General features: G+C 71.4%; 26 protein-coding genes. 15 read left to right on the top strand and 11 right to left on the bottom strand.

Annotated features, from left to right (window positions below):
• The first annotated feature begins 84 nt into the window (after positions 1 to 84).
• Positions 85 to 708 (top strand): hypothetical protein, encoded by a 624-nt coding sequence (locus ABZ855_RS31565; protein ID WP_360812666.1) that lies wholly within the window; start codon positions 85 to 87, stop codon positions 706 to 708.
• A gap of 19 nt (positions 709 to 727) precedes the next feature.
• On the opposite strand, the gene ABZ855_RS31560 is transcribed toward ABZ855_RS31565, so the two are convergent.
• Both ABZ855_RS31560 and ABZ855_RS31555 read right to left on the bottom strand, forming a co-directional pair.
• The gene (locus ABZ855_RS31560) at positions 728 to 1,756 is read right to left on the bottom strand and encodes a DUF6745 domain-containing protein (protein ID WP_360812664.1); all 1,029 of its coding nucleotides are present in this window, start codon (positions 1,754 to 1,756) and stop codon (positions 728 to 730) included.
• Between the two features lie 86 nt (positions 1,757 to 1,842).
• Positions 1,843 to 2,169, bottom strand: coding sequence for a hypothetical protein (locus tag ABZ855_RS31555; RefSeq protein ID WP_319210619.1), 327 nt, complete (start codon positions 2,167 to 2,169; stop codon positions 1,843 to 1,845).
• A gap of 247 nt (positions 2,170 to 2,416) precedes the next feature.
• On the opposite strand from ABZ855_RS31555, the gene ABZ855_RS31550 reads away from it, so the two are divergent.
• From ABZ855_RS31550 to ABZ855_RS31520, 7 genes are all read left to right on the top strand, one after another.
• The gene (locus ABZ855_RS31550; protein ID WP_360812662.1) at positions 2,417 to 3,385 is read left to right on the top strand and encodes an STM4015 family protein; all 969 of its coding nucleotides are present in this window, start codon (positions 2,417 to 2,419) and stop codon (positions 3,383 to 3,385) included.
• A 71-nt stretch (positions 3,386 to 3,456) separates the two neighbouring features.
• A complete protein-coding gene (locus ABZ855_RS31545) occupies positions 3,457 to 4,665 on the top strand; it encodes an STM4014 family protein (protein ID WP_360812810.1) in 1,209 nt (402 codons plus the stop codon).
• 31 nt (positions 4,666 to 4,696) lie between these two features.
• Complete coding sequence (locus ABZ855_RS31540) at positions 4,697 to 5,503, top strand: STM4013/SEN3800 family hydrolase (RefSeq protein ID WP_360812808.1); 807 nt, start codon at positions 4,697 to 4,699, stop codon at positions 5,501 to 5,503.
• Positions 5,500 to 6,861, top strand: a complete 1,362-nt coding sequence (locus ABZ855_RS31535) for an STM4012 family radical SAM protein (protein WP_360812660.1) — start codon at positions 5,500 to 5,502, stop codon at positions 6,859 to 6,861. The genes ABZ855_RS31540 and ABZ855_RS31535 overlap by 4 nt, the downstream gene beginning before the upstream one ends.
• Before the next feature lie 10 nt (positions 6,862 to 6,871).
• Positions 6,872 to 7,795, top strand: coding sequence for an STM4011 family radical SAM protein (locus ABZ855_RS31530; RefSeq protein ID WP_360812658.1), 924 nt, complete (start codon positions 6,872 to 6,874; stop codon positions 7,793 to 7,795).
• A gap of 25 nt (positions 7,796 to 7,820) precedes the next feature.
• A complete protein-coding gene (locus tag ABZ855_RS31525; protein ID WP_360812656.1) occupies positions 7,821 to 8,393 on the top strand; it encodes a hypothetical protein in 573 nt (190 codons plus the stop codon).
• Between the two features lie 136 nt (positions 8,394 to 8,529).
• Complete coding sequence (locus tag ABZ855_RS31520; RefSeq protein WP_360812654.1) at positions 8,530 to 9,411, top strand: SDR family oxidoreductase; 882 nt, start codon at positions 8,530 to 8,532, stop codon at positions 9,409 to 9,411.
• A gap of 17 nt (positions 9,412 to 9,428) precedes the next feature.
• Here the strand turns inward: ABZ855_RS31520 and ABZ855_RS31515 are convergent, their stop codons facing one another.
• Positions 9,429 to 10,814, bottom strand: a complete 1,386-nt coding sequence (locus ABZ855_RS31515; protein WP_360812652.1) for a DEAD/DEAH box helicase — start codon at positions 10,812 to 10,814, stop codon at positions 9,429 to 9,431.
• A 224-nt stretch (positions 10,815 to 11,038) separates the two neighbouring features.
• Here ABZ855_RS31515 and ABZ855_RS31510 point away from each other — a divergent pair, with 224 nt between their 5' ends.
• Positions 11,039 to 11,896, top strand: a complete 858-nt coding sequence (locus ABZ855_RS31510) for an aldo/keto reductase (protein ID WP_360812651.1) — start codon at positions 11,039 to 11,041, stop codon at positions 11,894 to 11,896.
• A gap of 150 nt (positions 11,897 to 12,046) precedes the next feature.
• Entirely contained in the window at positions 12,047 to 12,760 is a 714-nt protein-coding gene (locus ABZ855_RS31505; protein WP_360812649.1) for a DUF2993 domain-containing protein, read from the top strand.
• Between the two features lie 86 nt (positions 12,761 to 12,846).
• Here ABZ855_RS31505 and ABZ855_RS31500 read toward each other — a convergent pair whose 3' ends face one another.
• Complete coding sequence (locus ABZ855_RS31500) at positions 12,847 to 13,704, bottom strand: LuxR C-terminal-related transcriptional regulator (RefSeq protein ID WP_360812647.1); 858 nt, start codon at positions 13,702 to 13,704, stop codon at positions 12,847 to 12,849.
• Positions 13,705 to 14,003: 299 nt separating this feature from the next.
• Here ABZ855_RS31500 and ABZ855_RS31495 point away from each other — a divergent pair, with 299 nt between their 5' ends.
• The gene (locus ABZ855_RS31495) at positions 14,004 to 14,879 is read left to right on the top strand and encodes a LuxR C-terminal-related transcriptional regulator (RefSeq protein ID WP_360812645.1); all 876 of its coding nucleotides are present in this window, start codon (positions 14,004 to 14,006) and stop codon (positions 14,877 to 14,879) included.
• Between the two features lie 99 nt (positions 14,880 to 14,978).
• Here the strand turns inward: ABZ855_RS31495 and ABZ855_RS31490 are convergent, their stop codons facing one another.
• Complete coding sequence (locus tag ABZ855_RS31490) at positions 14,979 to 16,022, bottom strand: 2-oxoglutarate and iron-dependent oxygenase domain-containing protein (protein ID WP_360812643.1); 1,044 nt, start codon at positions 16,020 to 16,022, stop codon at positions 14,979 to 14,981.
• Positions 16,023 to 16,181: 159 nt separating this feature from the next.
• Here ABZ855_RS31490 and ABZ855_RS31485 point away from each other — a divergent pair, with 159 nt between their 5' ends.
• Both ABZ855_RS31485 and ABZ855_RS31480 read left to right on the top strand, forming a co-directional pair.
• Positions 16,182 to 16,466 carry a zinc-ribbon domain-containing protein gene (locus tag ABZ855_RS31485; protein WP_319210594.1) on the top strand — a complete coding sequence of 95 codons (285 nt, stop codon included), beginning with the start codon at positions 16,182 to 16,184 and terminating at the stop codon, positions 16,464 to 16,466.
• A 151-nt stretch (positions 16,467 to 16,617) separates the two neighbouring features.
• The gene (locus tag ABZ855_RS31480; RefSeq protein ID WP_360812640.1) at positions 16,618 to 17,982 is read left to right on the top strand and encodes an FAD-dependent oxidoreductase; all 1,365 of its coding nucleotides are present in this window, start codon (positions 16,618 to 16,620) and stop codon (positions 17,980 to 17,982) included.
• 94 nt (positions 17,983 to 18,076) lie between these two features.
• On the opposite strand, the gene ABZ855_RS31475 is transcribed toward ABZ855_RS31480, so the two are convergent.
• The 4 genes from ABZ855_RS31475 to ABZ855_RS31460 form a co-directional block, all read right to left on the bottom strand.
• Positions 18,077 to 18,370, bottom strand: a complete 294-nt coding sequence (locus ABZ855_RS31475) for a YkvA family protein (RefSeq protein WP_360812639.1) — start codon at positions 18,368 to 18,370, stop codon at positions 18,077 to 18,079.
• Positions 18,371 to 18,412: 42 nt separating this feature from the next.
• Positions 18,413 to 19,075 (bottom strand): DUF6629 family protein, encoded by a 663-nt coding sequence (locus ABZ855_RS31470; RefSeq protein WP_360812637.1) that lies wholly within the window; start codon positions 19,073 to 19,075, stop codon positions 18,413 to 18,415.
• A gap of 141 nt (positions 19,076 to 19,216) precedes the next feature.
• Complete coding sequence (locus tag ABZ855_RS31465; RefSeq protein ID WP_360812635.1) at positions 19,217 to 19,600, bottom strand: DUF6479 family protein; 384 nt, start codon at positions 19,598 to 19,600, stop codon at positions 19,217 to 19,219.
• A gap of 176 nt (positions 19,601 to 19,776) precedes the next feature.
• Positions 19,777 to 21,294, bottom strand: coding sequence for a helix-turn-helix domain-containing protein (locus ABZ855_RS31460; RefSeq protein WP_360812633.1), 1,518 nt, complete (start codon positions 21,292 to 21,294; stop codon positions 19,777 to 19,779).
• Positions 21,295 to 21,371: 77 nt separating this feature from the next.
• Here ABZ855_RS31460 and ABZ855_RS31455 point away from each other — a divergent pair, with 77 nt between their 5' ends.
• The gene (locus ABZ855_RS31455) at positions 21,372 to 21,992 is read left to right on the top strand and encodes an L-threonylcarbamoyladenylate synthase (protein WP_360812631.1); all 621 of its coding nucleotides are present in this window, start codon (positions 21,372 to 21,374) and stop codon (positions 21,990 to 21,992) included.
• Between the two features lie 94 nt (positions 21,993 to 22,086).
• On the top strand, positions 22,087 to 22,293 hold the full coding sequence (locus tag ABZ855_RS31450; protein ID WP_360812630.1) for a hypothetical protein: 207 nt from the start codon (positions 22,087 to 22,089) through the stop codon (positions 22,291 to 22,293).
• An 81-nt stretch (positions 22,294 to 22,374) separates the two neighbouring features.
• Here the strand turns inward: ABZ855_RS31450 and ABZ855_RS31445 are convergent, their stop codons facing one another.
• Positions 22,375 to 24,306: a DUF2264 domain-containing protein gene (locus tag ABZ855_RS31445; RefSeq protein WP_360812628.1), complete on the bottom strand. Its 1,932-nt coding sequence runs from the start codon at positions 24,304 to 24,306 to the stop codon at positions 22,375 to 22,377.
• Entirely contained in the window at positions 24,303 to 25,334 is a 1,032-nt protein-coding gene (locus ABZ855_RS31440) for a hydroxyacid dehydrogenase (protein ID WP_360812626.1), read from the bottom strand. The genes ABZ855_RS31445 and ABZ855_RS31440 overlap by 4 nt, the downstream gene beginning before the upstream one ends.
• Positions 25,335 to 25,361 lie beyond the last annotated feature (27 nt).

Below are 25,361 nucleotides of genomic sequence, written 5' to 3'. Positions count from 1 at the left end.
TTTGCAGCGGTTCTGCTGGCAGGCTGCGGGGGCGGGGGCGACAGCGCTTCCGACACCACGGCCTCCCCCTCCGAGTCTCCGTCGGTGTCCGCTTCCGCGTCGACGGACCCGGACGCGGATGTGCCGACGGCGTCGCCCGCCCAGGCGTCCGAGACTCCCGCCGAACCGCTCGGCGCCACCGAGCTGAAGTCCGCGGCGCTGTCCGCCACCGAGGTGGACGGCTTCCAGATCGCCGACTTCCCCGCGAAGCCCGCCGGCGGTGGCACCGCCCGGCCCGCCGCCTGCCAGCCGCTCGAGAACATGCGCACCGCCTCGCCGAAGCCGGCGCCGAAGCAGTTCCTCGGCCTCCTCGCCTACGCCACCTCCGGCTCGTCGGCAGGCTCGGGCACCACCATCGGTCTGATGGCGTACGACCAGGCCGGCGCGAAGGACGTTCTCGACGGCCTGCGCACCGCTGTGCAGGCGTGCACCGCCTACGAGGGGGGTGTACCCGCCCGCACCACCGTGAAGGCGGCCACCGCACCCGACGCGGGCGACGAAGCCGTCGCCTTCGAAATGCAGACCCGGGGCGGCTCCTCGGACGCCTTCGTGGTCGTGCGCAGCGGCGCCACAGTCGTCCTGTTCTACACGGCGAGCGGCACCGGATCCGCCGCCGAGGTACCGGGTGAACTGGTCTCCGCCCAGATCAAGAAGCTGGAGCAGGCCTAGGCCTGTCCCTAGAGCCGGCTCATGTCTGCCGCAGCGGCTCGTACGCCTCCGCGGTGATTCCGAACGTCCAGGCCACTCCCTCGTGGGCCGTGCGGGTCGTGGGCGGCACGCGCAGCCAGTAGGTGCGGCTCGTGCCGTCCGGTTCCGGGGTGGAGTTGACGACCTCGACCATCACCACGTCCTCGTCACCGGCGAGTTCGACGCGCCACAGCACTCCCGTCTCGTCACGATGGACGGGTTTCGCGCCCGACTCCTCCAGGTAGCGGTCGTAGCCGTAGAACTCCAGCATCACCCGGCGGAGTTCGGCGTTCTCCTCGTCGCGGATCCGCTCCGGGGTCAGCGTGGTCAGCTCGTCCAGGAAGTCCCGGGGAACGGGCATGCCACGCCAGGCGTACAGCTCGAATCCGTCCGCGTAACCGAGCGCCGGCCCGTCGCCGCGGTCCAGACGGCCCGCCTCGTCGCGGTGCAGGGTCAGGGGGCGCTCGCTGACGATCGCCGTCTTCTCGTAGGGCCACCACCAGCCGGCTTCGCGCGCCACGGCGGCCAGGCCGGCCAGGGGGCTGTCGTCGCCGGATGCGAACGCGCACAGCCAGGCGGAGTCGTGCTGACCCAGCGCGGCGTCCAGGAGAAGCAGGCGGACCTGTGTCTCCTCCTTGCGGTCGGCGGCGAGTTCCTCGACGATTCCCGCCCGGACCCGGTCGACCAGGGTGCGGGTCGACTCCCACAGGCTCGCTCCCGTGGCCCGCCAGTGCCCGCTCCACCGCTCCGGCCCCAATCGGGCGTGCAGCCGCTCGCGTTCGGCGGCCCAGGGCGCGCCCAGCACGGCCTCGCGGACCCCGCGGCCGAGGGAGCCCAGCGGCGAACCGTCCGGCAGCGTCGCCGTCATGAGTATCCGTACCGCCTCGCGGGGCGAGCGCGCCCAGACGATGCGCTCGGGTTCCGGCAGTCCCGCCAGCCGGTAGGCGAGTCGCACGCCCTCCTCGGCCGCCGCCCGCTCCCCCGGTCCCGTCGCTGCCGCCGCCGCCCGCCAACTGCCCTGATCCGTCAACGCCGTTCCTCTCCAAGTGCTGTGGTGTGCCGGGCCGCATCCCCGGTGCCGCCCGTGTCCTGCCCCGCCCGTGCGGACGGATGGTGTCAGTCGGCGACGACGCGCACCGAACCCGGCACGTACTCCCGCTGCCGGATCACCCGGTACCAGCCCTTCGGGATCGTGATCGCCGCGTGCTCCTCGTGCACGACACGCGCTCCCTCGGGTACGTGCAGCAGCATCGGCCCGAACACGCCGGCCTCGCGGATCAGCCGTCCCGGACCGGCCACCGCGTGGGCGTGGCCGGTGACTTCGCCGAGTGCCAGGACGAGTCTGCCGCGGCCGTCACGCGGCTCCGACGCCGCGTCGATCGCGTACTCCGGCACCGCCTCCTCGGCCAGCGCCACGATCAGAACGTCTCCTTGCCGGTACATGGGTCTCCCTCCCGTAGTGGCACGTCGAGTGCCATAGAACGACCGTAGAGGCGGGCACTGACAATCGGTCCTGACGGCCGGTCACGGCCCGCCGGGGCCGGGCGGGTCGGCGGCCCGGAGGCCCCCGTTCGCGGCGTTGTCAGTGGGGCTTGGTAGAACTCCTCTACCCGGACGCGATCGGCGCGCGCCGGGCCGGGCGACACCACCGCCGATCCACCGGCCGCAGCATCAGGGAGCAGGCACACGTATGACACTCGGTAACCACCTCGAGGAGTTCCACGGCCTGCCGGCCTTCACGTTTCCCGACGCCGGTGACACGTCGGCGGACGTGTCCGTCTTCCCGTCGCCCGAGTCCGTCGCCTGGCGGATCGCCGTGGACTCCTACGAGTCCGAGGAGGAGTGGGAGGAAGCCTTCGCCCGCTTCCTGAAGGCCGTCGACACCGAGCGGGTCCGCGCACTGATCGTCGGCGCGTGGAGCGACGCGTACGACACCGGGCCCGACGCCGTGATCGGGGCACTGCTGGCGGCCCGCGACCGACTGCCCGCCCTGCGCGGTCTGTTCCTGGCCGACATCCTGTCGGAGGAGTGCGAGATCTCCTGGATCAACCAGGGCGACGTCACTCCCCTGCTGGAGGCCTTTCCCGACCTGGAGGAGTTCGGGGTCCGCGGGGGCAACGAGCTGGTCCTGTCCGCGTTCCGCCACGAGCGGCTGCGCAGCCTGACGGTGGAGACCGGCGGCATGCCCGCCGCGGTGGTGCGCGCCATCGCGGCCAGCGATCTGCCCGCCCTCGTCGAACTCGACCTGTGGCTGGGCACGTCCGAGTACGGGGGCGACGCCGACGTCGCCGACCTGGAGCCGATCCTCGCGGGCACCAGGCTGCCGAGCCTGACCCGTCTCGCGCTGCGCAACAGCGAGATCCAGGACGCCATCTGTACGGCGCTCGCCTCCGCCCCGGTGGTGGCCCGCCTGGAGGTGCTGGACGTCTCGATGGGCGTGCTCACCGACGAGGGTGCGACGGCGCTGCTGACCGGTCAGCCGTTGACCCATCTGAAGAAGCTCGACCTGCATCACCACTACGTCAGTCAGGCACTGTGCACCCGGCTGCTGGAGACGCTGGAGCCGGCCGGTGTGGAGGTCGACACCGACCGCGACGACGCCGATGACGACGAGGACGACGACGGCACCGTCTGGCGTTTCGTCGCCGTGGGCGAGTAGCACGCCGGCATAGGTACGAGGCGGACCGAGGCAGACCGAGGCAGTCAGGGGGGAAGGTGAGGGTGAGCGGCATGCGGTGCACCGGGGACGGGGGCGGGGGCGCCTCGCCGAGGTGGGCGGTGGTCGCCAACGGGGACAACCGCCGCGTGGGCCTGTTCGTCGCGGCGGCCGAGGCAGCAGGTCACGGCACGCCTCGCGTGGTCGAGTGGCGGGATGTACTGCGGGAGGGCGGGCACGAGTTCGCCGCCGACGAGCTGGTGCGCCTCGACTCTCCGGGGGAGGACCCGCGGGTGGACGCCCTGTTGCGTGGGGTGGACGATCCGACGCGGGTTGAGGGGTCCGCGCGCTGGTACGGCCGCTTCCTGGAGTGCGTGGCCTCGTTGCGCGGCGGGAGACGGCTCGACGACCCGGCCGAGCTTGCGGTGATGTTCGACAAGCGGCTGTGTCACGACCGGCTTCTCCGGGCGGGCGTGCCGGTGCCGCCGTCCCCGACCTCCGGAGGCGTGCCGCCCGTGCGGGACTGGACGGACGTACGGCGTCTCATGGAGGAGGCGGGCCTGCGGCGGGTCTTCGTCAAGCTCGCGCACGGTTCCTCCGCGTCCGGTGTGCTGGCGATCGAGACGACCGGCTCGGGCCGTATGCGCGCGACCACGTCCGTGGAGCGGGCCGAACAGGGCCGGCTCCACAACTCCCTGCGGGTGCGCCGCTACACCGAGGAGCGGGAGATCGCCGAGATCGTCGACACGCTCGCCCCGGACGGGCTGCACATCGAGCGGTGGCTGCCGAAGGCCTCGCTCGGCGGCCGGTCGGCGGATCTGCGGGTTGTGGTCGTGGGCGGCCGGGCCACCCACGCCGTGGTCCGCACGAGCCGTTCCCCGCTGACGAACCTTCATCTGGGCGGGGCGCGCGGCGATCTGGCGGCCGTACGGGCGCTGGCCGGTGAACGTTGGGCGGCGGCGCTCGAAACGAGTGAGCGGGCCGCCGCCTGCTTCCCCGGCACCCTGTGCGTCGGTGTCGATCTGCTGCCCGCCATCGGCTGGCGCCGCTTCGCCGTCGGCGAGGTCAACGCCTTCGGCGACCTCCTCCCCCGCCTCACCGGCCTCCCGGGCAGCGGGGCGGAGGGCCTGGACACGTACGCCGCGCAGGTCGCGGCGGCCCCCTCCTTCCTGCCCGGCCCCCTCCCGGACACACGGGGGCCGTCCGCACGGCCCACCGCACAAGCACAGGCACCCGCACCCGCACCACCCGAGTTGCCGAAGGAACTGCATGCCACCGTCTGAGCCCCTTCCCGCCCCGGCCGCCGAGCCGGACATGAACCAGGTGGTGGGCCGCGACGACCTGCTCCTCCTCACCCTGGACACCCTCCGCCACGATGTGGCCGTCGAACTCGCCGCCGCCGGACGGCTGCCCAACCTGACCGCGCACCTGCCAGGCGGCACCTGGGAGAAGCGGCACGCGCCGGGCAGCTTCACCTACGCCTCCCACCAGGCGATGTTCGCGGGCTTCCTGCCCACCCCGGCGACACCGGGTCCGCATCCGCGTCTGTTCGCGGCCCGGTTCGCGGGCAGCGAGACGACAGCGGACGGCACGTACGTCTTCGACACCCCGGACCTGGTGTCCGGTCTGGCCGCGCACGGCTACCGCACGGTGTGCATCGGCGGCGTCGGCTTCTTCAACAAGCAGGGCGCCCTGGGCGGCGTACTGCCCGGGTTCTTCCAGGAGAGCCACTGGGAGCCGGAGTTCTCGGTGGCCTCCCCGACCTCCTTCGAGGCACAGGTCGCTCGCGCCGAGCGGACAGTGGCCGAACTGCCGCCCGAACAGCGGCTGTTCCTCTTCCTCAACGCCTCGGCACTGCACCAGCCGAACTGGTTCCACCTTCCCGGTGCGACCCGCGAGGCGGGCGACAGCCGACTCACCCACGCCGCCGCGCTGGAGTACATAGACCGTCACGTCGGGCGACTGTTCGCGGCGATGAGTTCACGCCGCCGCTGCTTCGCCATCGTCTGCTCCGACCACGGCACCGCCTACGGGGACGACGGCCACACCGGTCACCGCCTCGGCCATGAATCCGTGTGGACCGTGCCCTACGGCCACTTCTTCCTGGAGCCGTCCGTATGAGCACGACCCTCCCCTTGGTGGACCCCGCTGTGGACCTGCCTCGGCCCTACCAGAGCTATACGTACGCGTACCCGCACAAGACCGCCTACGGCGAGCTGCCCGACAAGCCTCGCCTCGCAGACCTGTGGGCCGGGGAGTCCCGCCAAGCCCTGTCGCTGTACCTGCACATTCCGTTCTGCGAGGTCCGCTGCGGCTTCTGCAACCTGTTCACCCGGATCGGCGCGCCGGACGGCCTGACGGGACGTTACCTGGACGCCCTGCGGCGTCAGGCCGCCGCCGTCCGCGAGGCCCTGGGCGACGAGGAACCTCCGAGGTTCGCCAACGCCGCGTTCGGCGGGGGCACTCCAACCTTCCTGGAGGCGGCGGAGCTGGAGCGGCTGTGCGACATCGCCGAGCGGGAGATGGGCGTGGACCTGCGGGCCGTCCCGCTGTCCGTGGAGGCGTCGCCGGGCACGGCCACCGCCGACCGGCTGGCGGTGCTGGCCGAGCGGGGCGCCACCCGCCTCAGCCTCGGTGTGCAGAGCTTCGTCGAGGAGGAGGCGCGGGCCGCCGTACGCCCCCAGCACAGGTCCGATGTCGAGGCGGCGCTGGCCCGTATCCGCGAGGCGGGCGTGCCCGTCCTCAACATCGACCTCATCTACGGCATCGACGGGCAGACGGCGGCCAGTTGGCGCTGCTCCCTGGACGCGGCCCTCGCCTGGCGCCCCGAGGAGATCTACCTCTACCCCCTCTACATCCGGCCGCTCACCGGCCTCGGCCGCCACACCGACCCCCTGGCGGCCGACCGGGAGTGGGACGAACAGCGCCTGCGCCGCTACCGGGAGGGCCGCGACCACCTTCTCTCCCACGGCTACGAGCAGGTGTCGATGCGCATGTTCCGGCGCTCGGACGCGCCACCGCAGGGACCGGACGACTACGCCTGCCAGACCGACGGCATGATCGGCCTCGGGTGCGGGGCCCGCTCGTACACCTCCCGGCTGCACTACTCCTTCGACTACGCCGTCTCCATGCGGGAGATACGCGGCATCATCGACGACTACACCGCCACCGAGGACTTCTCCCGCGCGCTGCACGGTCGCTGGGTCGACGAGGACGAGGCACGGCGGCGCCATCTGCTGCAGTCGCTGCTCCAGGCGGAGGGGCTGTCCGTCGCGGAGTACCGCCTGCGGTTCGGTACCCGGCCCGGCGACGACTTCCCCGCCGAGCTGGACACCCTCGCCGCCCGTGGCTGGCTCGACGACGGTCCGGCCGACCGGCTGCGGCTGTCCGCCGAGGGGCTGGCTCACTCCGACGCCATCGGCCCCGAGTTCTTCTCACCGGACGTGCGCGAGGCCATGGCCGCCTACGAGACGAAGTGAGGGGCGCGCCGTGGATCTGACGCTGCTGTACCGCGGGCCGCTCTCCTCCTGCGACTACGACTGCCCCTACTGCCCGTTCGCGAAGCGCCGCGACACCACGGCGCAACTGCGCGCCGACCGCGCGGCACTCGAGCGGTTCACGGCGTGGGCGGGCGAGCAGCGGGAGGACAGGCTGTCGGTGCTGTTCACCCCGTGGGGCGAGGGGCTGGTCCGCTCCTGGTACCGGCGCGCGCTCGTGGAGCTCTCCCATCAGCCGCACATCCGCCGGGTCGCCATCCAGACCAACCTCAGCTGCCGCACCGGCTGGCTGGCGGACGCGGACCGCGACACGGTCGCCCTGTGGTGCACCTACCATCCCGGGCAGACGCCCTACGAACGGTTCCTGGCCAGGACGCACGAGCTGTCCGCCCTCGGGATCCGCTTCAGCGTGGGCATCGTCGGCGTACCGGAACATCTGGAGGACACGCGACGGCTGCGCGCCGAGCTGCCGGACCACGTCTATCTGTGGGTGAACGCGGCCGAAGGGCACACCTACACCGACGAGCAGGCCGATGAGTGGAGCGCACTGGACCCGCTCTTCCCGTACAGCCGCCATCCGCACCGCTCGGCGGGTCTGCCGTGCCGCACGGGTGAGTCGGTGCTCTCGGTGGACGGTGAGGGGACGGTTCGCCGCTGTCATTTCGTCCCCGCGGAACTGGGAAATCTGTACGACGGTTCCTACCGTGCGGCGCTGCGCCCCCGGCCGTGTCCCCTGGACGTGTGCGACTGCCACATCGGCTACGTGCACCTGGAGACGCTGCCCCTGTACGACGTGTTCGCGGGCGGCGTCCTGGAGCGGGTGCCGCGTTCGCTTCCTGACCGGCCGCTCCTGCCACTGCTCCCGTCCGGGTTGGCGCCGACGGCGGCCGGCGTGACAGGGTCGCCCGAGTCGTGAAGATGCAGTTGGTGAGAGGAAGTTCGTGGACACGCAGACCTGGGACGCACTGGCCGCCTCGATGAAGAACGCGTACACCGCCGGCCTGGGCGAAGGGGCGGTGCCCCGCCCGGTCATCATGCCGCTGGTCCGCGGTGAACTGGTCGGCCTGATCCGGCTGCGTCCCGTCGAGACCGGCAAGGACGCGCTCACCGGCATCGCCCAGCTGTCGAACATCGCCGCGGCGGCCGGAGCCGACGAGGTCGTCCTCGCCTGGGAGACACAGGACGTCGCCGCCGTCTGTGAACTCCCGGCCGCCGACCCGGCGCCGTGCCTGAACATGGTGCACGCCACGAAGGACGGCCACACCTTGCACCGCTTCCCCTACGCCGAGCAGACCCCGGGTGACTCCGCCGAGCGTTCGAACGGGGTCGTACCGCAGTGGCTGCCCGCGCCCGAAGCGCAGCCGGGCGGCGAACTGATCCCGCCGGTGCGGGCAGCGGTCGACTACTCCTTCATCCCGCTCGAGATCGACCATCCCTCGCCCTTCGGCGTCACCGTCGTCCTCATGGAGGAGGACGGCTACGACGTGCGCCTGACCGAGGCGTTCGCCCTCTGACGGCCGGCGTGCGGTCGCCGTCACCGCGCGACGCGCCCAGCGGTACCCGCGTGCCCGTCCTGCGGATCCGCGCCGGTTTCAATACACCCGGCGCGCTCCGCCGCCCGAGCCGCTCACCCCGACCCGACCGGAAGTGATGCCAGCCATGACCGAACAGCCCACCGAATCGTCCACTCCCCCGGTCGTGGTCACCGGAGCCACGGGAAACCTCGGCGGACGCGTCGCCCGACGCCTGGCCGAGCGGGGCGTCGCCCAGCGACTGCTGGTGCGCGACCCCGACCGGGCGCCCGAGCTGCCCGACGCCACGGCGGTCCGCGGCGAGTTCGGCGACCGCGAGGCCGTCGTCGATGGACTCCGCGGCGCGAAGACGGTGTTCATGGTGTCCGCGTCCGAGAGCGCCGACCGGCTCGACCGGCACAAGGCCTTCGTGGACAGCGCGGCCGAGGCGGGTGTCGAGCACCTGGTGTACGTGTCCTTCTTCGGCGCGGCGCCCTATGCGACCTTCACGCTGGCCCGCGACCACTTCCACACCGAGGAACACATCCGCACCAGCGGGATGGCGTACACGTTCCTGCGCGACAACATCTACGCGGACTTCGTCCCCCTGCTGGCCGGCGCGGACGGTGTCATCCGTGGTCCGGCCGGGCAGGGGCGGGCCGCCTTCGTCTCCCAGGACGACATCGCCGACGCGGCGGCCGCGATCCTGGCCGGGCCCGGCGACCACACCGGTGCCGTGTACGACCTGACCGGCCCCGAGTCGCTGACGCTGGACGAGGCCGCCGGAATCCTGTCCGAGGTACTCGGCCGCGACATCACGTACCGGCCCGAGACGGTCGAGGAGGCCTACGCCTCGCGCGCCTCCTACGGCGCGCCGCCCTGGCAGCTCGACGCCTGGGTGTCCACGTACACGGCCATCGCGGCCGGTCAGCTGGACGGCGTCAGCGACGCGGTGCCCTTCCTCACCGGCCACCCCGCCACCCCGCTGGCGGACGTCATCCGCGCGACCGCCACTTCTTGATCATCGCGGCGCCGGCCTCAGCGGCCCTTTCGGACCCGGGCCGCGGCACGCGCTTCCGCCGTCTTGCGGGCCTCCGCCGCCTTGCGGGACTCCTTCGCGGGGCGGCCCGGGCGGGTGCCGATACCGCGGAACGGGGCGTTGCCGGTGCTGCTCTTCGTCTCGGTCGGCGGGCGCTTCGCGCCGGTGATGGCGGTCAGCTTCTGCTCGCCGGAGCGCACCTGCGCGACCGTGGGCCGGATCCCGGCCTCGGTCATCATCCGGTTGGCGTCGCGCCGCTGGTTGGGGGTGACCAGGGTGACCACCTTGCCGGACTCCCCCGCACGGGCCGTACGCCCGCCGCGGTGCAGGTAGTCCTTGGCGTCGGCCGGCGGGTCGACGTTGACGACGAGGTCGAGCGCGTCGATGTGGATACCCCGCGCGGCGACGTTGGTGGCCACCAGCACGGTGATCTCGCCGTCCTTGAACTGGCCGAGCGTATGCGTGCGTTGGGGCTGTGACTTCCCGCTGTGCAGGGCTCCGGCCCGTACCCCGCTGGCCCGCAGATGGCGGGTGAACTGGTCCACTCCGGTCTTGGTGTCGAGGAACATCAGCACCCGGCCGTCCCGCGCCGCGATCTCGGTGGCGGTCGCGTACTTGTCGGCGGCGTGGATGTTCAGGACGTGGTGTTCCATCGTGGTGACCGAGCCCGCCAGCCGGTCGACGGTGGCGAGTACCGGGTCGTGCAGATGGTCGCGCACCAGTTGGTCCACGTTGCGGTCGAGCGTCGCCGAGAACAGCAGCCGCTGTCCGTCGACGGGGATCTGGTCCATGAGGTCCGACACCTGTGGCAGGAAGCCCAGGTCGCACATCTGGTCCGCCTCGTCCAGCACCGTGATCCGCACGTGGTTCAGGACGCAGTCCCGGCGCGACACCAGGTCGGTCAGCCGTCCCGGCGTGGCGATGACCACCTCGACGCCGGCCCGCAGCTCCGCCTGCTGCCGGTTGATCGACAGCCCGCCGACCACCGTCGTCAGTCGTACGTCCAGTGCCCGCGCGTACGGGGTCAGCGCGTCGCCGACCTGCTGGGCGAGTTCCCTGGTCGGCACCAGCACCAGGGCGAGGGGCCGCTTGGAGTCGGCGCGCCGGCCCGCCGTCCGGGCGAGCAGCGCCAGCCCGAAGGCGAGCGTCTTGCCGGAGCCGGTGCGCGCACGGCCCAGCACATCGCGGCCTGCCAGCGCGTTGGGCAGGGTCGCCGCCTGGATGGGGAAGGGCTCCGTCACCCCGAGGCCCGTCAAGGTCTTCATGAGCCCCGACGGCAGTCCGAGCTCGCCGAAGGACGCGGCCGGCGGCAGCCCCGGGGACACCTTCCCCGGGGTGGTGAGCTCGCCCTGCGGCACTGTGCGGGCCGGCGGTTCGGCGTTCATGAGGAGCCTTTCTGGTCTGACGCCCGCAATGCGCCGGGGCCCGTACCCCTCGGTACGGGCCCCGGCGGTGTCGAAGCGTGCACCCATTTTATCAGCGGCGGAACAGGCATTCAGCTGCCCGAGTACTGAATGCGTTCGTATTCCTCTATTGGACCTCTGGACGTCGGCAGGCAAGGCTGGGGCGCGACCCCTGTTTCGCGACATCCGAAAGAGGCCACGAGCACATGCACACTCGACGCATCGGTGATGTTGAGGTCAGCGCGATCGGTCTGGGCGGGATGCCCATGTCGATCGAGGGACGACCGGACGAGGCGCGGTCCCTCGCCACCATCCACGCGGCACTGGACGCGGGCGTGACCCTGATCGACACGGCGGACGCCTACCATCTGCACGCCGACGAGGTCGGCCACAACGAAACCCTCATCGCCAAGGCGCTCGCCTCCCACGACCGCGGCGCGGACGTCCTGGTCGCCACGAAGGGCGGTCATCTGCGTCCCGGTGACGGCAGTTGGACCCTGGACGGCTCCCCCGAGCACATCAGGGAGGCGTGCGAGGCCTCGGTGCGCCGCCTGGGCGTGGAGGCCATCGGGCTGTACCAGTTCCACCGCCCCGACCCGAAGGTCCCCTACGCGGAGTCGGTCGGCGCGGTCCGGGAACTGCTGGACGAGGGCAAGATCCGTATGGCCGGTATCTCCAACGCCGATCCGGAGCAGATCCGGCTGGCGAACGAGATCCTCGGCGGACGTCTGGTCGCCGTGCAGAACCAGTTTTCCCCGGCGTTCCGCTCCAGCGAGCCGGAGCTGCGGCTGTGCGACGAGCTGGGCATCGCGTTTCTGCCCTGGAGCCCGCTCGGCGGCATCGCCCGGGCCGGCGATCTCGGTTCGGCGTACGCCCCCTTCGCCCGCATCGCCGCGGCGCACGATGTCAGTCCGCAGCGCGTGTGCCTGGCCTGGATGCTCGCCAAGTCACCGGTGGTCGTCCCGATCCCCGGCGCCAGCCGCCCGGAGACCATCCGCGACTCCGCGGCCGCCGTGGATCTGGTGCTGTCCGCCGAGGAGTCGGCCGAGCTGGACGCCGTCTGAGCCGCTGGGCGCCCGGTCCGCCGAACCGGGCGTCCTTGACGTGGCTTTGAACAACCTGACGCCTGTTCATGTCCAACGGCGCCCTAGAGTCTCCTCCGGCCTCCGTGTGAGGGCCATGTACTCAGTTAGCCACATCATGGGGGGATCGACGTGCGACGTCGATGGGTGAAGGTTCTGGTGATCGTGGTCGTGGTGCTCGCCGCGCTCTTCACGACTGTGGACCGGATAGCCGTGCACTACGCCGACAAGGAGGCCGCGCAGCTCGCCAAGGAGAAGTACGGCTACGGGAACACCACCGACGGCCACCTGGACGTGTCGATCGAGGGCTTTCCCTTCCTGACCCAGGTGGCGAGCCAGGACTTCGACCACGTGTCGCTGACCGCGAACCGGTTCACCGTAGACACCATGAACAACGCCCAGGGCGGCTATCTGAACGTCGACCGGCTCCATCTTGACCTGCGGGGTGTGACGGTGACGTCGCTGGCGGCGCGCAGCGCGGAGGCGAACCTCGCCACCGGCACACTGACCCTCTCGTACAAGGAACTGTCCGAGGTACTGACCCGGCTCGCGGGCCACGGCGGCCCGCTTCAGGTGTCCCGGGCGCCGGGGTCGAACGGCCAGGCGGCACGCGTGAAGGTCTCGGGCACCGTGGACGGGACGGCGTTGGACGCCACGGGCACGCTGCTGGCGCAGGGCGACGAGTTCTCCCTGACGGTCCCCGGTGTCGATCGGGCCGGGATGGACTGGCGGGTCGGTCTGCCGGAGGGCGTCGGCTTCGAAGCGGCGCGCGCCACGGCGGACGGCGTCGAGATCAGCCTCGTCGGTCACCAGGTGCGGCTCGGCTCGTCGCGGTTCGGAGCGTAGGGAGTTCGTCGGTCGTCAGTTGACGGTCGTCGGCCATCAACGGGCCTGTGTGCGGCGGCGGTTGTCCGGGCGGGACCAGTCCGGTTCTACGCGAGCAGGCCCGCCCGGCGGGCGGCGGTGACGGCCTCGAGCCGGGTTCTGGTGCCGAGTTTGCGCATCGCCGAGCGCAGGTGGCCCTTCACTGTCTCCAGGCCGATGCCGAGCCGGTCGCAGATGACGAGGTTGGTGCAGCCGGCGGCCACCGCGGTCAGGACGTCGAGTTCGCGCGGCGACAGCCGCACCGCCGCCTCGCCCGCCGTCCGTTCGGAGCAGCAGCCCGACTCCAGTAGGGAACACACCTCGTGGAAGCGTTCCTTGAGGTGGGTCTCGTCGATGGTCGCCGTCAACTCCAGCAGCTCGGTGTGGACTTCGTGCACCTGCGCCAGGGCCGCAGTGCCGTGGGGCGTGGCGGTGGTCCGTCCGGATCTGGCCTCCGTGAGTAGCCGGTGCGCGTGCTCGTGGGACGCGAGGAACTGCTCGAGGTCGCGTGCCGCCTCCGCCACCGCGGTCAGTACGCGGTCGCCCAGTCGTAGCGCTTCGCGCGAGCCCACGAAGAGCGCGGCCCGCACCCTGGTTCCCACGATCACGGGCGCCGCCGCCATCGCCCGTACGTCCTCCGCCGCGATGAACGCGTCGTACTGATGGGTGATCTGCCGGGCCGACCGGTAGTCGCTCACGGCTACCGGCCGACGTGTCGTCAGCACCTTGCCGAGCAGACCGGTGCCCGCCGGTACGGGAAACCCCCGGCGTTGCGGTGACTTCGCGCCGCTGGTCTCACCGATCCGCAGCAGCCGCGGGCCGACGACCCAGGCCGTCCCCGCGACGGGCAGACCGCTGTCCCTGCGCAGCGCCAGTACGGCGGCTCGGGCGGCGGCGGCCTCTGCGCTGTCTTCCGCCGGCAACATCACGGGCTGACTCCCTACCTGGCCGAACCCGGCCGACACTCGGAGTCCCCCGTCGCGAGGCAAACAGTCCTGCAAGCGCTTCCTGGCCGTCAAGAGGAGTGCAGGCAAAGGTAATTGACGGTACGTCACATTCCCTCTCCGCTGCCCGAACCCGCGCGCCCACCTCCCTCATCCGGGGGTAGCTCGGGCGGCCCGCTTTACCTCATGGTGGTGAAAGGGGAAGGCCGCTTCCAGCTCCCAAGAACGGGGTGTACGCCTGTATAACCTGTCGAGTCGACCCGCGCGGACCGAGGAAACGCATGACAGTGAAACCACCCCCCACATCGGACGACGACCGCCAGCTCAAACGCTCCATCGACGCGTTACGCCACACCGCCGGCGTGGATCTCACCTTCGGCGGTGTCGTGACCAGAGGGCGGCACGCCCAGCTCACCGAGTTCGCCGGCAATTCGACCAGAGCCCTCATGGGCCTGACCCTCGGCTTCGGCATGGGGCTCGGCGGGAAGGCGGTGGCTCTGCACCGCCCCGTCGCGGTCAACGACTACGCGAACTCGCGGCAGATCAGCCATCACTACGACCTCATGGTCGCCGCGGAGGGCATCCGTGCCGTCGTGGCGGCCCCCGTCGTGGTGAACCGGACGGTGCGGGCGGTGATGTACGGGGCGGTCCGCCAGTCGGTCGGGCTGGGTGACCGCACCGTCGACGCCGTCATGGACACCGCCCGCGCCCTGGAACAGAACCTGGCGGTGCGCGACGAGGTGAGACGCCGTCTCACCGCTCTCGACGAGCCCCCGGGGGACGAAGGGCGGTCGCCGCTGGGGGCGTCCCCCCGCTGGGAGACGATTCGAGAGGCGTACGCCGAACTGCGGGTCCTCGCCCAGCACCTCACCGACACCGATCTGCGGGACCGGGTCGCCGCGCTGAGCGGCCGACTGGCCGACGCGGGAGCCCCGGCGGACCGACGCTCCCCGGCCCCGGCCCCGGCGCTGTCGGCGCGTGAACTCGACGTGCTGTCGTGCGTCGCGCTGGGGCGGACCAACACGGACGTGGCGGATGAACTCGGCCTGCGGGCCGAGACGGTGAAGAGCTATCTGCGCAGCGCGATGCGCAGGCTGGGCTGCCACTCCCGGCTGGAGACGGTGACGACGGCCCGGCGTCTGGGCCTGTTGCCCTGACAGCGGAGGACCCGATCGCGGAGGGCCCGAGAGCGGAGGGTTCGTCACCGGCCGCGCGCTGGAGCCGCCCGGCAGCCGCCGGGCGGCTCCAGGCGTCGGTCAAGAGGTCAGGGCCTCCTTGCGGAGACGCTCGAGGACGGCCAGCCGGTCCTCCTGTTCGATCCGCGCGGTGGTGGAGCGCTCGGGGTAGCAGCGCATGAACATGTTGGTGAAGTGCGTCCCGTAGTGGATGAACTCGTCGGAGTCGGGGGCGTCCAGGGGGCGCGCCACGGCCTGGAAGGACGGCTCGTGGAAGTACGCCATGGTGAACCGCTCACGGTCGGCCAGGCGCACCTTGTGCGGGGTGGAGAGGAGCGTCCCGCCGGTGATGAACTGCATGATGTCGCCGGGGAAGACGGTGAACACCGAGGGGGTCGGGGGCACGAAGGTCCAGGGGTCCTCGTTCTCGTAGCGCCCCGCCATGGACTCCTCGGGGAGCCAGTTGCGTCCCCGGGTCTCGCCCGGGACGGGCGGCCGTATGTAGAGGCCGCCGACCTCGTCCTGGGCCGCGATGACGAGCAGACCGTAGTCGGTGTGGGAGCCGATGCCGCGCTCGGTGGTGGCGTCGGCCGGCGGGAAGCGCAGCACCCTCATGTGGTGCCAGCCGTCCTCCGTGAGTCGTGTGAAGTGCTCCATGTCGTCCAGGCCGAGGCCCAGCGCGGTCAGTCGGAGCAGCCGCAGGCCGATGTCGCCGACGGCGGCCATGTAGTCCTTCATGGCCGCCGCGTAGTCCTCGGACGGCCAGGGGGCGGGTCCGTGGCAGGGCCACTTGTCGAGGACGCGGGGGTCGTCCTCGGGGATGTCGGGGCAGACGGTGAAGATCTCCGAGCCGTCCTTCTCCCCGGCCGTCTCCTCCTCGCCGGAGGCGACGTATCCGCTGTAGGTGACGTCGGAGACGTGCCCGGCCTTCTCCTTCAACGGGCGGGCCACGAAGGCCCGGGAGGCGGCGAGGGCTCGTGCGGTGGCGGCGTCCTGTTCGGGGGTGGCCAGGATCTGGAAGATGCCGTCGGCCTGCCAGGCGGCGACGAGCGCCTGGCCGAGTAAGCGGTCGGCGTCGCCGCCGTCGACGGTCAGGGGCAGTTGGAAGGTCTGCAGTTCGGTCATGTGCACCACGATGAACCGGACGTATACGATCCACTACCCCCTTCTGAGGGGCCTGCGGGGCGGACGGACCGCGGATCCGCGCTCACAACGGCATCATGACGCGCTCAGTATCATCGGCAGCCCCGCACCGGCGGGCGCTCACCCGGGAGGGACCTGGACATGATCATCTTCGGCACCAAGGGGTACCTGTACCAGCTCGCGATACTCACGCTGGTCTGCGGGCAGTGCGGAAACCCGTCGGCGCACGCACTCAGGAAGCGCGTCACGAAGTTCACGCTGTTCTTCGTGCCCCTGTTCCCGTTCTCCACGAAGTACACGACACAGTGCACCTTCTGCGGCGTCGAACAGAAGGTGACCAAGGAGCAGGCGGAGCACCTGCGAAGCAGCGGCACCGAGGGCCGGACGCACACGCCGTCGCAGCAGCAGTCGTACCGCCCGCGATGATCCGCACCTGACGCGGCGGGCTCGCCACCGTCGAGCCAAGCCCATAAGTCCACTTTATGAGCTCATAACCCCGACCCCCGTACCAGCTTAGGCTTGCCTTAGTTTAGGCTTCACTTCGAAGATCTTGTCATCGCTCGAAGGGAACCTGATCATGCCTCGCCCTCTGCGGGTGGCCATTGTCGGAGCCGGCCCCGCCGGGATCTACGCCGCCGACGCGTTGCTCAAATCCGCAGTGGCCGCGGAGCCCGGCGTGTCCATCGACCTGTTCGAGCGGATGCCGGCCCCGTTCGGGCTGATCCGGTACGGCGTCGCCCCCGACCACCCCCGCATCAAGGGCATCATCACGGCGCTGCACCAGGTGCTCGACAAGCCGCAGATCCGTCTCTTCGGCAACGTCGACTACCCGAGCGACATCAGCCTGGACGATCTGCGCGCCTTCTACGACGCGGTGATCTTCTCGACGGGCGCCACCGCCGACCGGGCGCTCGACATACCCGGTATCGAGCTCGAGGGCTCGTACGGGGCGGCGGACTTCGTGTCCTGGTACGACGGCCACCCGGACGTGCCGCGTACGTGGCCGCTCGAGGCCGAGAAGGTCGCGGTCCTCGGAGTCGGCAACGTCGCTCTCGACGTGGCACGCATCCTGGCCAAGACGGCGGACGAACTGCTGCCGACCGAGATCCCGCCGAACGTCCATGAGGGCCTGGGGGCCAACAAGGCGCTCGAGGTGCACGTCTTCGGGCGTCGTGGCCCGGCGCAGGCCAAGTTCAGCCCGATGGAGCTGCGCGAGCTGGACCACTCCCCCAACATCGAGGTCATCGTCGACCCCGAGGACATCGACTACGACGAGGGCTCGATCGCGACCCGGCGCGGCAACAAGCAGGCCGACATGGTCGCGAAGACGCTGGAGAACTGGGCGATCCGCGACATCGGCGACCGCCCGCACAAGCTGTTCCTGCACTTCTTCGAGTCGCCGACCGAGATCCTCGGCGAGGACGGCAAGGTCGTCGGCCTGCGGACCGAACGGACCGCTCTGGACGGCACCGGCAACGTCAAGGGCACCGGCGAGTTCAAGGACTGGGACCTCGGAGCGGTCTACCGCGCGGTCGGCTACCTCTCCGACAAGCTGCCCAAGCTGCCCTGGGACGTCGAGTCGGGCACCGTCCCCGACGAGGGCGGCCGGGTGATCGAGGAGACCGGCAACCACCTCACGTCGATGTACGTCACCGGCTGGATCCGGCGCGGCCCCGTCGGGCTGATCGGGCACACGAAGGGCGACGCCAACGAGACCGTCGCCAATCTGCTGGACGACTACACGAACGGCCGTCTGCCCGAGCCCGCTTCGCCCGCGCCGGAGGCCGTGGACGCCTTCCTCGGCGAGCGGAACGTCCGCTTCACCACCTGGGAGGGCTGGCACCGGCTGGACGCCGCGGAGAAGGCTCTGGGCGAGCCCCAGGGTCGCGAACGCGTGAAGATCGTCGAGCGCGAGGACATGCTCCGGGCCAGCGAGGCATAAGCAGCACCGCGGTACAGAGGTACACAGGTACACAGCACGAGCGACGACGAGGGCCCGGCCCGCGGAACACCGCGGGCCGGGCCCTCGTCGTTTCTCAGCCGGACGATCGTTCGCCGTCGAGCTGCCGCCCGCCCTGCGCGCGCAGACTGCGCAGCGCCAGCAGGAGTACGCCGATGTCGTCGAGGTAGACGGGGTCGGGCACGAGGTCGGTCGGGAGCACCAGATAGAGGACCGCGCCCCAGAAGACCCAGCGCGGGCCGGTGGGCAGGCCCGCGCGCCGCAGGTCCCGGCGGGCGCGCACCAGCCGTACCAGCAGTGTGGCCGCCACGGCCAGCGCGGCTGCCGCGAGGGCCGCGGCGATCAGGATCAGTGTCGTGGTGGAATCCATCGCCCCTCCGCCGTTCGCCTCTCTCCCTCTACGACTTCCCCTTCACGATGTCTCCACACCGCGGTCCCCCACCTCTGGAGTACGGCACATTTGCGCACCGCGCGCCCAGTGCAGCAGGACCAGGGAGCAGAGCGCGGCGAGGGCGCACCAGGTCGACACGAACTCCAGTCGCCACAGCGCCCAGCACACCGGCGCGCCCACACCGGCCAGGACCCCGAACAGCAGCAGCCGGCGGTCGCCGGAGAGGAGGAGTGCGCCGACCGTCGCGAGCAGGTAGCCCGCGAGGATCAGTCCGGAGTGGGAGAGATGGACGGCGTACCCGACTGTGTGGCCCCGGATGTCCGCGGTCACCTGGTGCGTCGCCAGGTTGTACGCGAGTGCCGTGCTCGTCGCGAGGCCGGCGGCCAGCGGCAGCAGGAGGCGGCGTCGCGCGGTCCTGGGTGCCGCGCTCAGGACGGCTACCGGCACCCACAGCGCGAGCAGCGGGAGGGCGATGACGGCCCAAGCCAGGGTCGCCGGACCGGCGCCGCCGTCCGCCCGCCAGACCAGGGACTCGACGATCTGGTGGGCCCCCAGGAGCAGGGGCAGCGCGGCCAGCGGCAGATCACGGCCCCGGCCCGTCCGGGCCACGGCGCTCACACTCGCCACGCCCACGGCGGCGATGCCCACGCCCGCCACGAGATCCGCCGTCGCACTCCAGCACATCGCACCGCCACCGGGTCAGTCGTCGTAGACCTTGACCTCACAGCGGATCACGACGCGACCGGGGCCGCACGCCGGGCCTCGACGCCTGAGCGGCGATTCGGGCACGTCACGCCGATCAAGGGGGCCCACCCGCTCCATGAGTCACTTACGGCCCGAACCACCGCTGCCGAAGGATCCGCTGTTGCCCGGCGACCAGCGCGGACGCGTCTGGTCTTCGCCCCGTTTGGTCCCGGAGGCATGGAGATTGTGCGGGTTGAGCCGTTCGCTCTCTTCCGTGGCGGGCGGCACCTCGTTGGGCGCGCGCTGCTCCCGCTCCTCGCGCACGGGCCCCGACTCCGGCAGCCTGGGCTGCTCGTCGGGGCTGGGCGGGGGCGACTCCGCCTCCTTGGTCCGCACTCCCAGCCGGACGGCCCAGATCAGCAGGGCCACGACGATCAGGCCACCGGCGAAGGCGGCGATCACATTGAGTACGTTGCTCGATGCGGCGAGTACCTGTCCCGCGTCTGCTGCTTCTGCGGTAGTCATGGCGGCCGAGTGCCCCGAAAGCGGTCGGCTACTCGCACCCCGGAACGCGGAAGTGATCGCGGGCGCGGGGAACGGCCGCACCCCCGTGCCGGCCGCGCCGCGCCCGCAAAAGTGAACTTACGTCCGTACGGACACGATGTGTATCTCGCCCGTGCCCTCTCCGGTGCGCCGAACACTCAGTCGTGCACAGTCGCGTCCTGATGGTCCCGCTTCGCCCGGCCGACCGCCGGTTCGTCGAGGTCGCCGAGCGCCAGATGGGCGAGGACGACCTCGTACAGGTCGCTGCCCCCGGCGAGGAGCTCGCGTTCCAGGACGGGTTCCGCGCTGCGTACGTGGTCGCGCACGGTCTGCGCGTGGATGCCGAGCACCTGTGCGGTGCGTTCGGCGTTTCCGCCGGCGGTGATCCAGGTGCGGACCGTCCGCCGCAGGTCGCGGGTGTCACCGGCGAGACGCCCGAGGAGGCCGTCCGCCCAGGCCACCAGGGCTTCCGTACGCAGCAGTTCGGTCAGTCCGGCCGCCGGGGCCCCGGGCGGGCGCGGTCCGTCGGGGGCTGCTGCCTGGGTGTTCAGGGCCAGTTGGACGGCGGCCCGGGTGGTGAGGTCCGAGAAGTCGGCTTCGAGCAGGCCCTCCACGCGTTCCATCCGGGCCCGCACGGTGTTGCGGCTGACGCCGAGGATGATCGCCGTCTTCACGGCCGTGAAGGAGAATCCGAGGCGGGTGGTGGCGAGGAGTTCGGCGCGCGTGTGGTGGGGCAGGTCGTCGAGCGGGCTGAGCAGCCGGTCCGCCCAGCCGCGCAGCGCCGGCGGGTTCATGAGCCGCTCGGGGTGCGTGCGTTCCGCGTACACGGCGGCTCTGTCCGAGCGGAAGCGGGCCACGGCGAGGGCGCTCACGGCCTGTCCGTAGGCGGTGGCCGTCTGGGCCAGGTTCTGCCCCACGCTGCCGCCGATGAACGTGTCGGGATGGCCGCCGACGACCGAGCGCAGCTCCGGGCCCGCCAGGTCGTGCCCGCGTTCCATGGGCGCCACGACGATCAGGTGCTCGTCCACGGCCGGGCAGCGGACGATCAACGCGTGCCCCTCGGCCGCCGCCTGGCAGTCATCGGCCAGGTCGTCGCGTCGCGCGGCGTGGCCCTCCAGTACGTAGACGCGGGCGGAGTCGGTGTCGAACAGGCCGGGCCAGAGGCCGGCGGCGACCCGGCGGGCGGCGATGATGTCGCCCACCATCAGCAGCTGGAGGATGGCGAGCCTGAGGTCGGCGGTCGCCCGGTCGAGGCGGCGTACGGCGCCGGCCGTCTCGCGTTCCCGCAGGAGTAGTTCGAGCACCCAGACGGAGCGGGCGACGATGTCGGTGGCCCGTCGGTCGAAGGGCCGGCGACGGGCCACCCCGAGGACGCCCTTGGTGTCGGGGTGCCCGAGTCCGACCAGCCGGACGTGGTGTCCCGGGGTGTCCACCGCGGCGGAAGCGATTCTGCCGCTGGCCACGTCCGTCACCAGGGCGTCGTCCGCGGGCAGTCGGGTTCCGGCGAGGAGGGTGCCGGTCACGTCGTGGAGGGACACCTCCGCCTCGATGGCTCCGGCGAGCCAGGTGGTCACCCCGTTGATGTCGCGGGCGGCCGGCCTCAGCTGCTCGAGGAGTTCGTACGTCCAGTCGCCGCAGGTGCCGTCACGTCCGCCTCCGGTCCTGCTGCCCAACACGACGGCTCTCCCCAGGTCGATCACGTGCGCACCGCACCGGTCCGGAATTTACCTCACGTAGGGCATAGGCTCGACGGATGGCAAGGTACTTCGACGTCCATCCCGACAACCCGCAGCCCCGCACGATCAGTCAGGTCGCCGACAGCATCCGCTCCGGTGCGCTGATCGCGTACCCGACGGACTCCTGTTTCGCGCTGGGGTCCCAGCTCGGCAGCCGTGACGGTATCGACCGCATCCGGTCGATCCGGCAGCTCGACGACCGTCACCACTTCACCCTGGTCTGCCAGAACTTCGCGCAGCTCGGCCAGTTCGTGCAGGTCGACAACGACGTGTTCCGGGCGGTGAAGGCGTCCACGCCGGGCAGTTACACGTTCATTCTCCCCGCGACCCGCGAGGTGCCGCGCAAGATGCTGCACCCGAAGAAGAAGACCGTGGGCGTGCGCATCCCCGATCACACGGTCGTGCAGGCCCTGCTGGCGGAGCTGGGCGAGCCGCTGCTGTCCAGCACGCTGCTGCTGCCCGACGAGAAGGAGCCGCTGACGCAGGGCTGGGAGATCAAGGAACGGCTCGACCATGTCCTGGACGCGGTCGTCGACTCCGGGGACTGCGGTACGGAGCCGACGACGGTCATCGACTTCTCCAGCGGCGAGGCCGAGATCATCCGCCGGGGCGCGGGGGACACGTCCCGCTTCGAGTGACGGCGCCCTGACGTCGTTGTCACGGCGGTGCGGGGTGCGCGCGGGGCGTGGGCTGTGCATGGTGGTAGGAGGTCCGGTCGAGCAAGGAGACGTCATGCCGATCCAGCACTCCGATTCGCCCTCTCCGTCCGACGACACCACGACCCCCGACGCCCTGCTCCACACCGGTGCGGAGCATGGCGCTTCGGCGGAGGATCTGGTGTTGGCCACGGGTCGTGATCTCACTCCGCGTAATTTGGCTTGGGCGGAGCGGAAGCTGGCGAAGGAGGGGGCTGCGGCGTTGGACAAGTTGTTGCCGTGAGGTTGGTTGTTTTCTGTGCCCCGGGGCGTGGTTCGTTTGCTGCGGGCCGGTGGGGGCTTGTCGCGCAGTTCCCCGCGCCCCTTAGGTCAGTTCTGCGAGCGCGTGGAGCACAGTCAAGGGTTCGAAAGTGATCCTCGTGCGGGCGTTGTCCTCCGTCCATTGAATCTCGATCGTCTTTTCGGTGGCCTCGATGCCGGTGATCACTTGCTCGGGTACGACCGGTTTCGGGTCGGCTGTCAGGGTTGCCAGGGACGCGTGGAGTGAGGTGCCGGAGGTTTCGGTGGTCAGGCGGGGGACGAGGGCCCAGCGGGTATAGGCGGTGCCCTGGGGGGCGCGGGCCTCCTCTGTTTCCGGGTTCCAGCCGTACAGGGCGTGCAGGGTCGATGTCACCTCCTCCTCCGGGCCCGTCGCCCACCCGGTGTGGGTGACGCGGGTGCCGGACGGAGCGCCGGTCACGCGGTGGACACGGAGTTCGTGGCGGCCTCGTACCACCGTGACGCTCTCCACTCGCAGTCCCGGCACCATGGGCGGCCCGGCGGTGAAGACCGGCCGGTGCCAGGAGGCGGCCCAGCCCCAGCCGTCCCCGTGGCCCGCGCCCAGCGGGTGGAGACGGCGGCGCACACTGCCCCGGCCGCCGATCTCCACGGAGAGGTGGTTGTCGGCGAGATTCGCCAGGGCCGTCGGGCCGGAGTGCGTCGAGTAGGCCTGGCGGCCGTAGTGCGGATCGTCCTCGGCCGCCGTCTCGCCCTCGTGCGGGCGGACATGGTCGCTGCCGTGGTTGTGGAGCCGTACGATCCCGTCCGCGCGGGTCGACTGCACCAGCAGCCCCGGGGCGGGCAGCGCGAGCACCCGGTCGGATTCCTCGACCGGTGCCGGTTCCTCCGTGGCCGTCCACAACGGGGCGTCGGCGGGGGCAAGGAGCGAGATGAAGGCCTTCGAGGCCCAGTACGGGGAGGCGGGGCCCGAGTAGGTCTGGAGCGTGGCCGGGTGGGGGCCGTGCCAGCCGAGGGTGAGCAGGCCGTCGTCGGTCAGGGCTCCACGGTCGAGGAAGTGGCGGAGGTTGCCGCTGATCAGCCGGCGGCTCGCGCCGGGAGTGAGCGGGGTGTGGCCGGTGAGGGCGCCGAGGCCCACGGCGGCGGAGGCGGCGAAGCGGTAGGACAGGGAGCGGCCGAAGTGGATCGGGGCGCCGTCTCCACCGAACATCAGCGCGAAGCCCTCGAGGTGTTCGCGCAGCCGGGGGCCGTACAGGGCGGACTGTTCTCCGTCGTCGGCGAGATGGGCGTCGAGGACCGGGTACAGGTGCAGCGCCCAGCCGTTGTAGTGGTCGAAGGCCCGGCCGTCGCCGTCCGCGTACCAGCCGTCGCCCCGGTACCAGGTCTCCATCAGCCCCAGGGCGTGTTCGCGGGCCCTGGCCGTCTCCGCGTCCCCACGTCCCACGGACTCCAGGAAACCGGCGACGGTGTAGGGGAAGAGGTACCAGTTGTTCGGCGCGGGCGAATGCCGCAGCGAGCCGCGCAGCCATTCCTCCGCCCGGTCCTGTACGGCGGAGTCGAGCCGCTTCCACAGCCAGGGCGCCGTCAGTCTGAGGCCGAGGGCCACGGAGGCCGACTCGACCATCGGCTGGCCCTGGACGTCGTGGTCGAGGATGAGCGGCCAGGACTCGGTGTCCTCGCGGCCGGGGGTGCGGGTGCCGGCCGTGAGGCCCTGGGCGTACCGGTCGAGCCAGCCGTGCGGGTCGTCGCCGCCGGCGCCCGCGACGCGGAAGGCGGCGGCGAGGAACGTGCGGGCGTAGCCTTCGAGACCGTCGGAGCGCACCCCGGAGCGGGACGGGACGCCGGGCAGGTCCAGCAGGGCGCCGCCGGGGGTGCTGAAGCGCCACGCTGCGGCCAGCAGCCCGTCCGCCACGGCCTCCCAGTGGGCCCGTGTGTACCCGGTGTACGGGCTCGGCCCACGGTCCTCGGGCGGGAAGGCGAAGGGGATGCGGCTGCTGGTGTTACGGGCCGTGCTGCTCATGCGAGGAAGGCCAGCCTTTCGCGTCGTACGGGATGCCGGAAGCCCGCGCCGGATGCCCAGTGCTCCGTCTCGGCGACGGCGACATCGGCCAGGCGGCGCCATTCGTTGCCCTGGGAACCGGCGAGGTGGGGAGTGAGGAGCACGTCGGGGCAGTCCCACAACGGGTGCCCGGGGGGCAGGACTTCGGGGTCGGTGACGTCGAGCACGGCGCGGATGCGGCGCGCCCGTACGGCGTCGGTGAGGGCGTCCTGGTCGACGACGCCTCCTCGGGCGGTGTTGATGAACACGGCGCCGGGACGCATTGCGTCGAGCAGGGCGCGGCTCACCAGGCCCCGGGTGGCGGGCAGCAGCGGGGTGTGCAGGCTGACCGTGTCGGAGCGGGCGAACAGCGCGTCCAACTCCACCCGTTCCACGCCCAGTTCGGCCACGTCGGCGTCGGTGACGAAGGGGTCGTACAGGAGGACGTCGAAGTCGTGGGGGCGCAGTAATTCGATGACGCGCCGGCCGATGAGGGACGCGGAGACGATGCCCACGGTCCGGCGGTAGTTGCCGATGGTGCGGGAGGTGCGCAGCCAGTTGTCGCGGGTCTTGGTGGTGGCGTAGGCGTGGGCCCGTTCCAGCACCTGTTTTCCGCTCAGCAGGATCATGGCGAGGGTGTACTCGGCGACCGGCAGGGCGTTCGCGGCGGCGGCGGAGGACACCTCGATGCCGCGTTCCCAGCAGGCGTCGGTGACATGCGGGCGGACGCTGCCCGCCGTGTGCACGACCGCCCGCAGCCGGGGTGCCGCCTCGAGGACGTCGGCGTCCAGTACGGGGCAGCCCCAGCCCGTGACCAGGAGATCGACGTCGGCGAGGATCTCGCGTGCGCGCTCCGTGCCGAAGTCGTCGAGGACCGGCAGCGGGGCGAGGTCGCAGACGGCGGCGAGGGCGGCCAGCGAGGCGGGATCGAGGACGGCGGCAGCGGCGTCCGGGGACATGGCGAGGGCGGCACGGGGGCGGAAGCCGGGGCCCGGCGAGTACACGGTCATTCGGGTCGGTCACTCCTTGCTGCGAGA

The organism is Streptomyces sp. NPDC047042 (assembly GCF_040644035.1).
In the GTDB taxonomy this organism is placed as follows: Bacteria; Actinomycetota; Actinomycetes; order Streptomycetales; family Streptomycetaceae; genus Streptomyces.
Note: the sequence above shows the minus strand (reverse complement) of the source record. Positions and strands in the feature narration are given on the sequence as shown.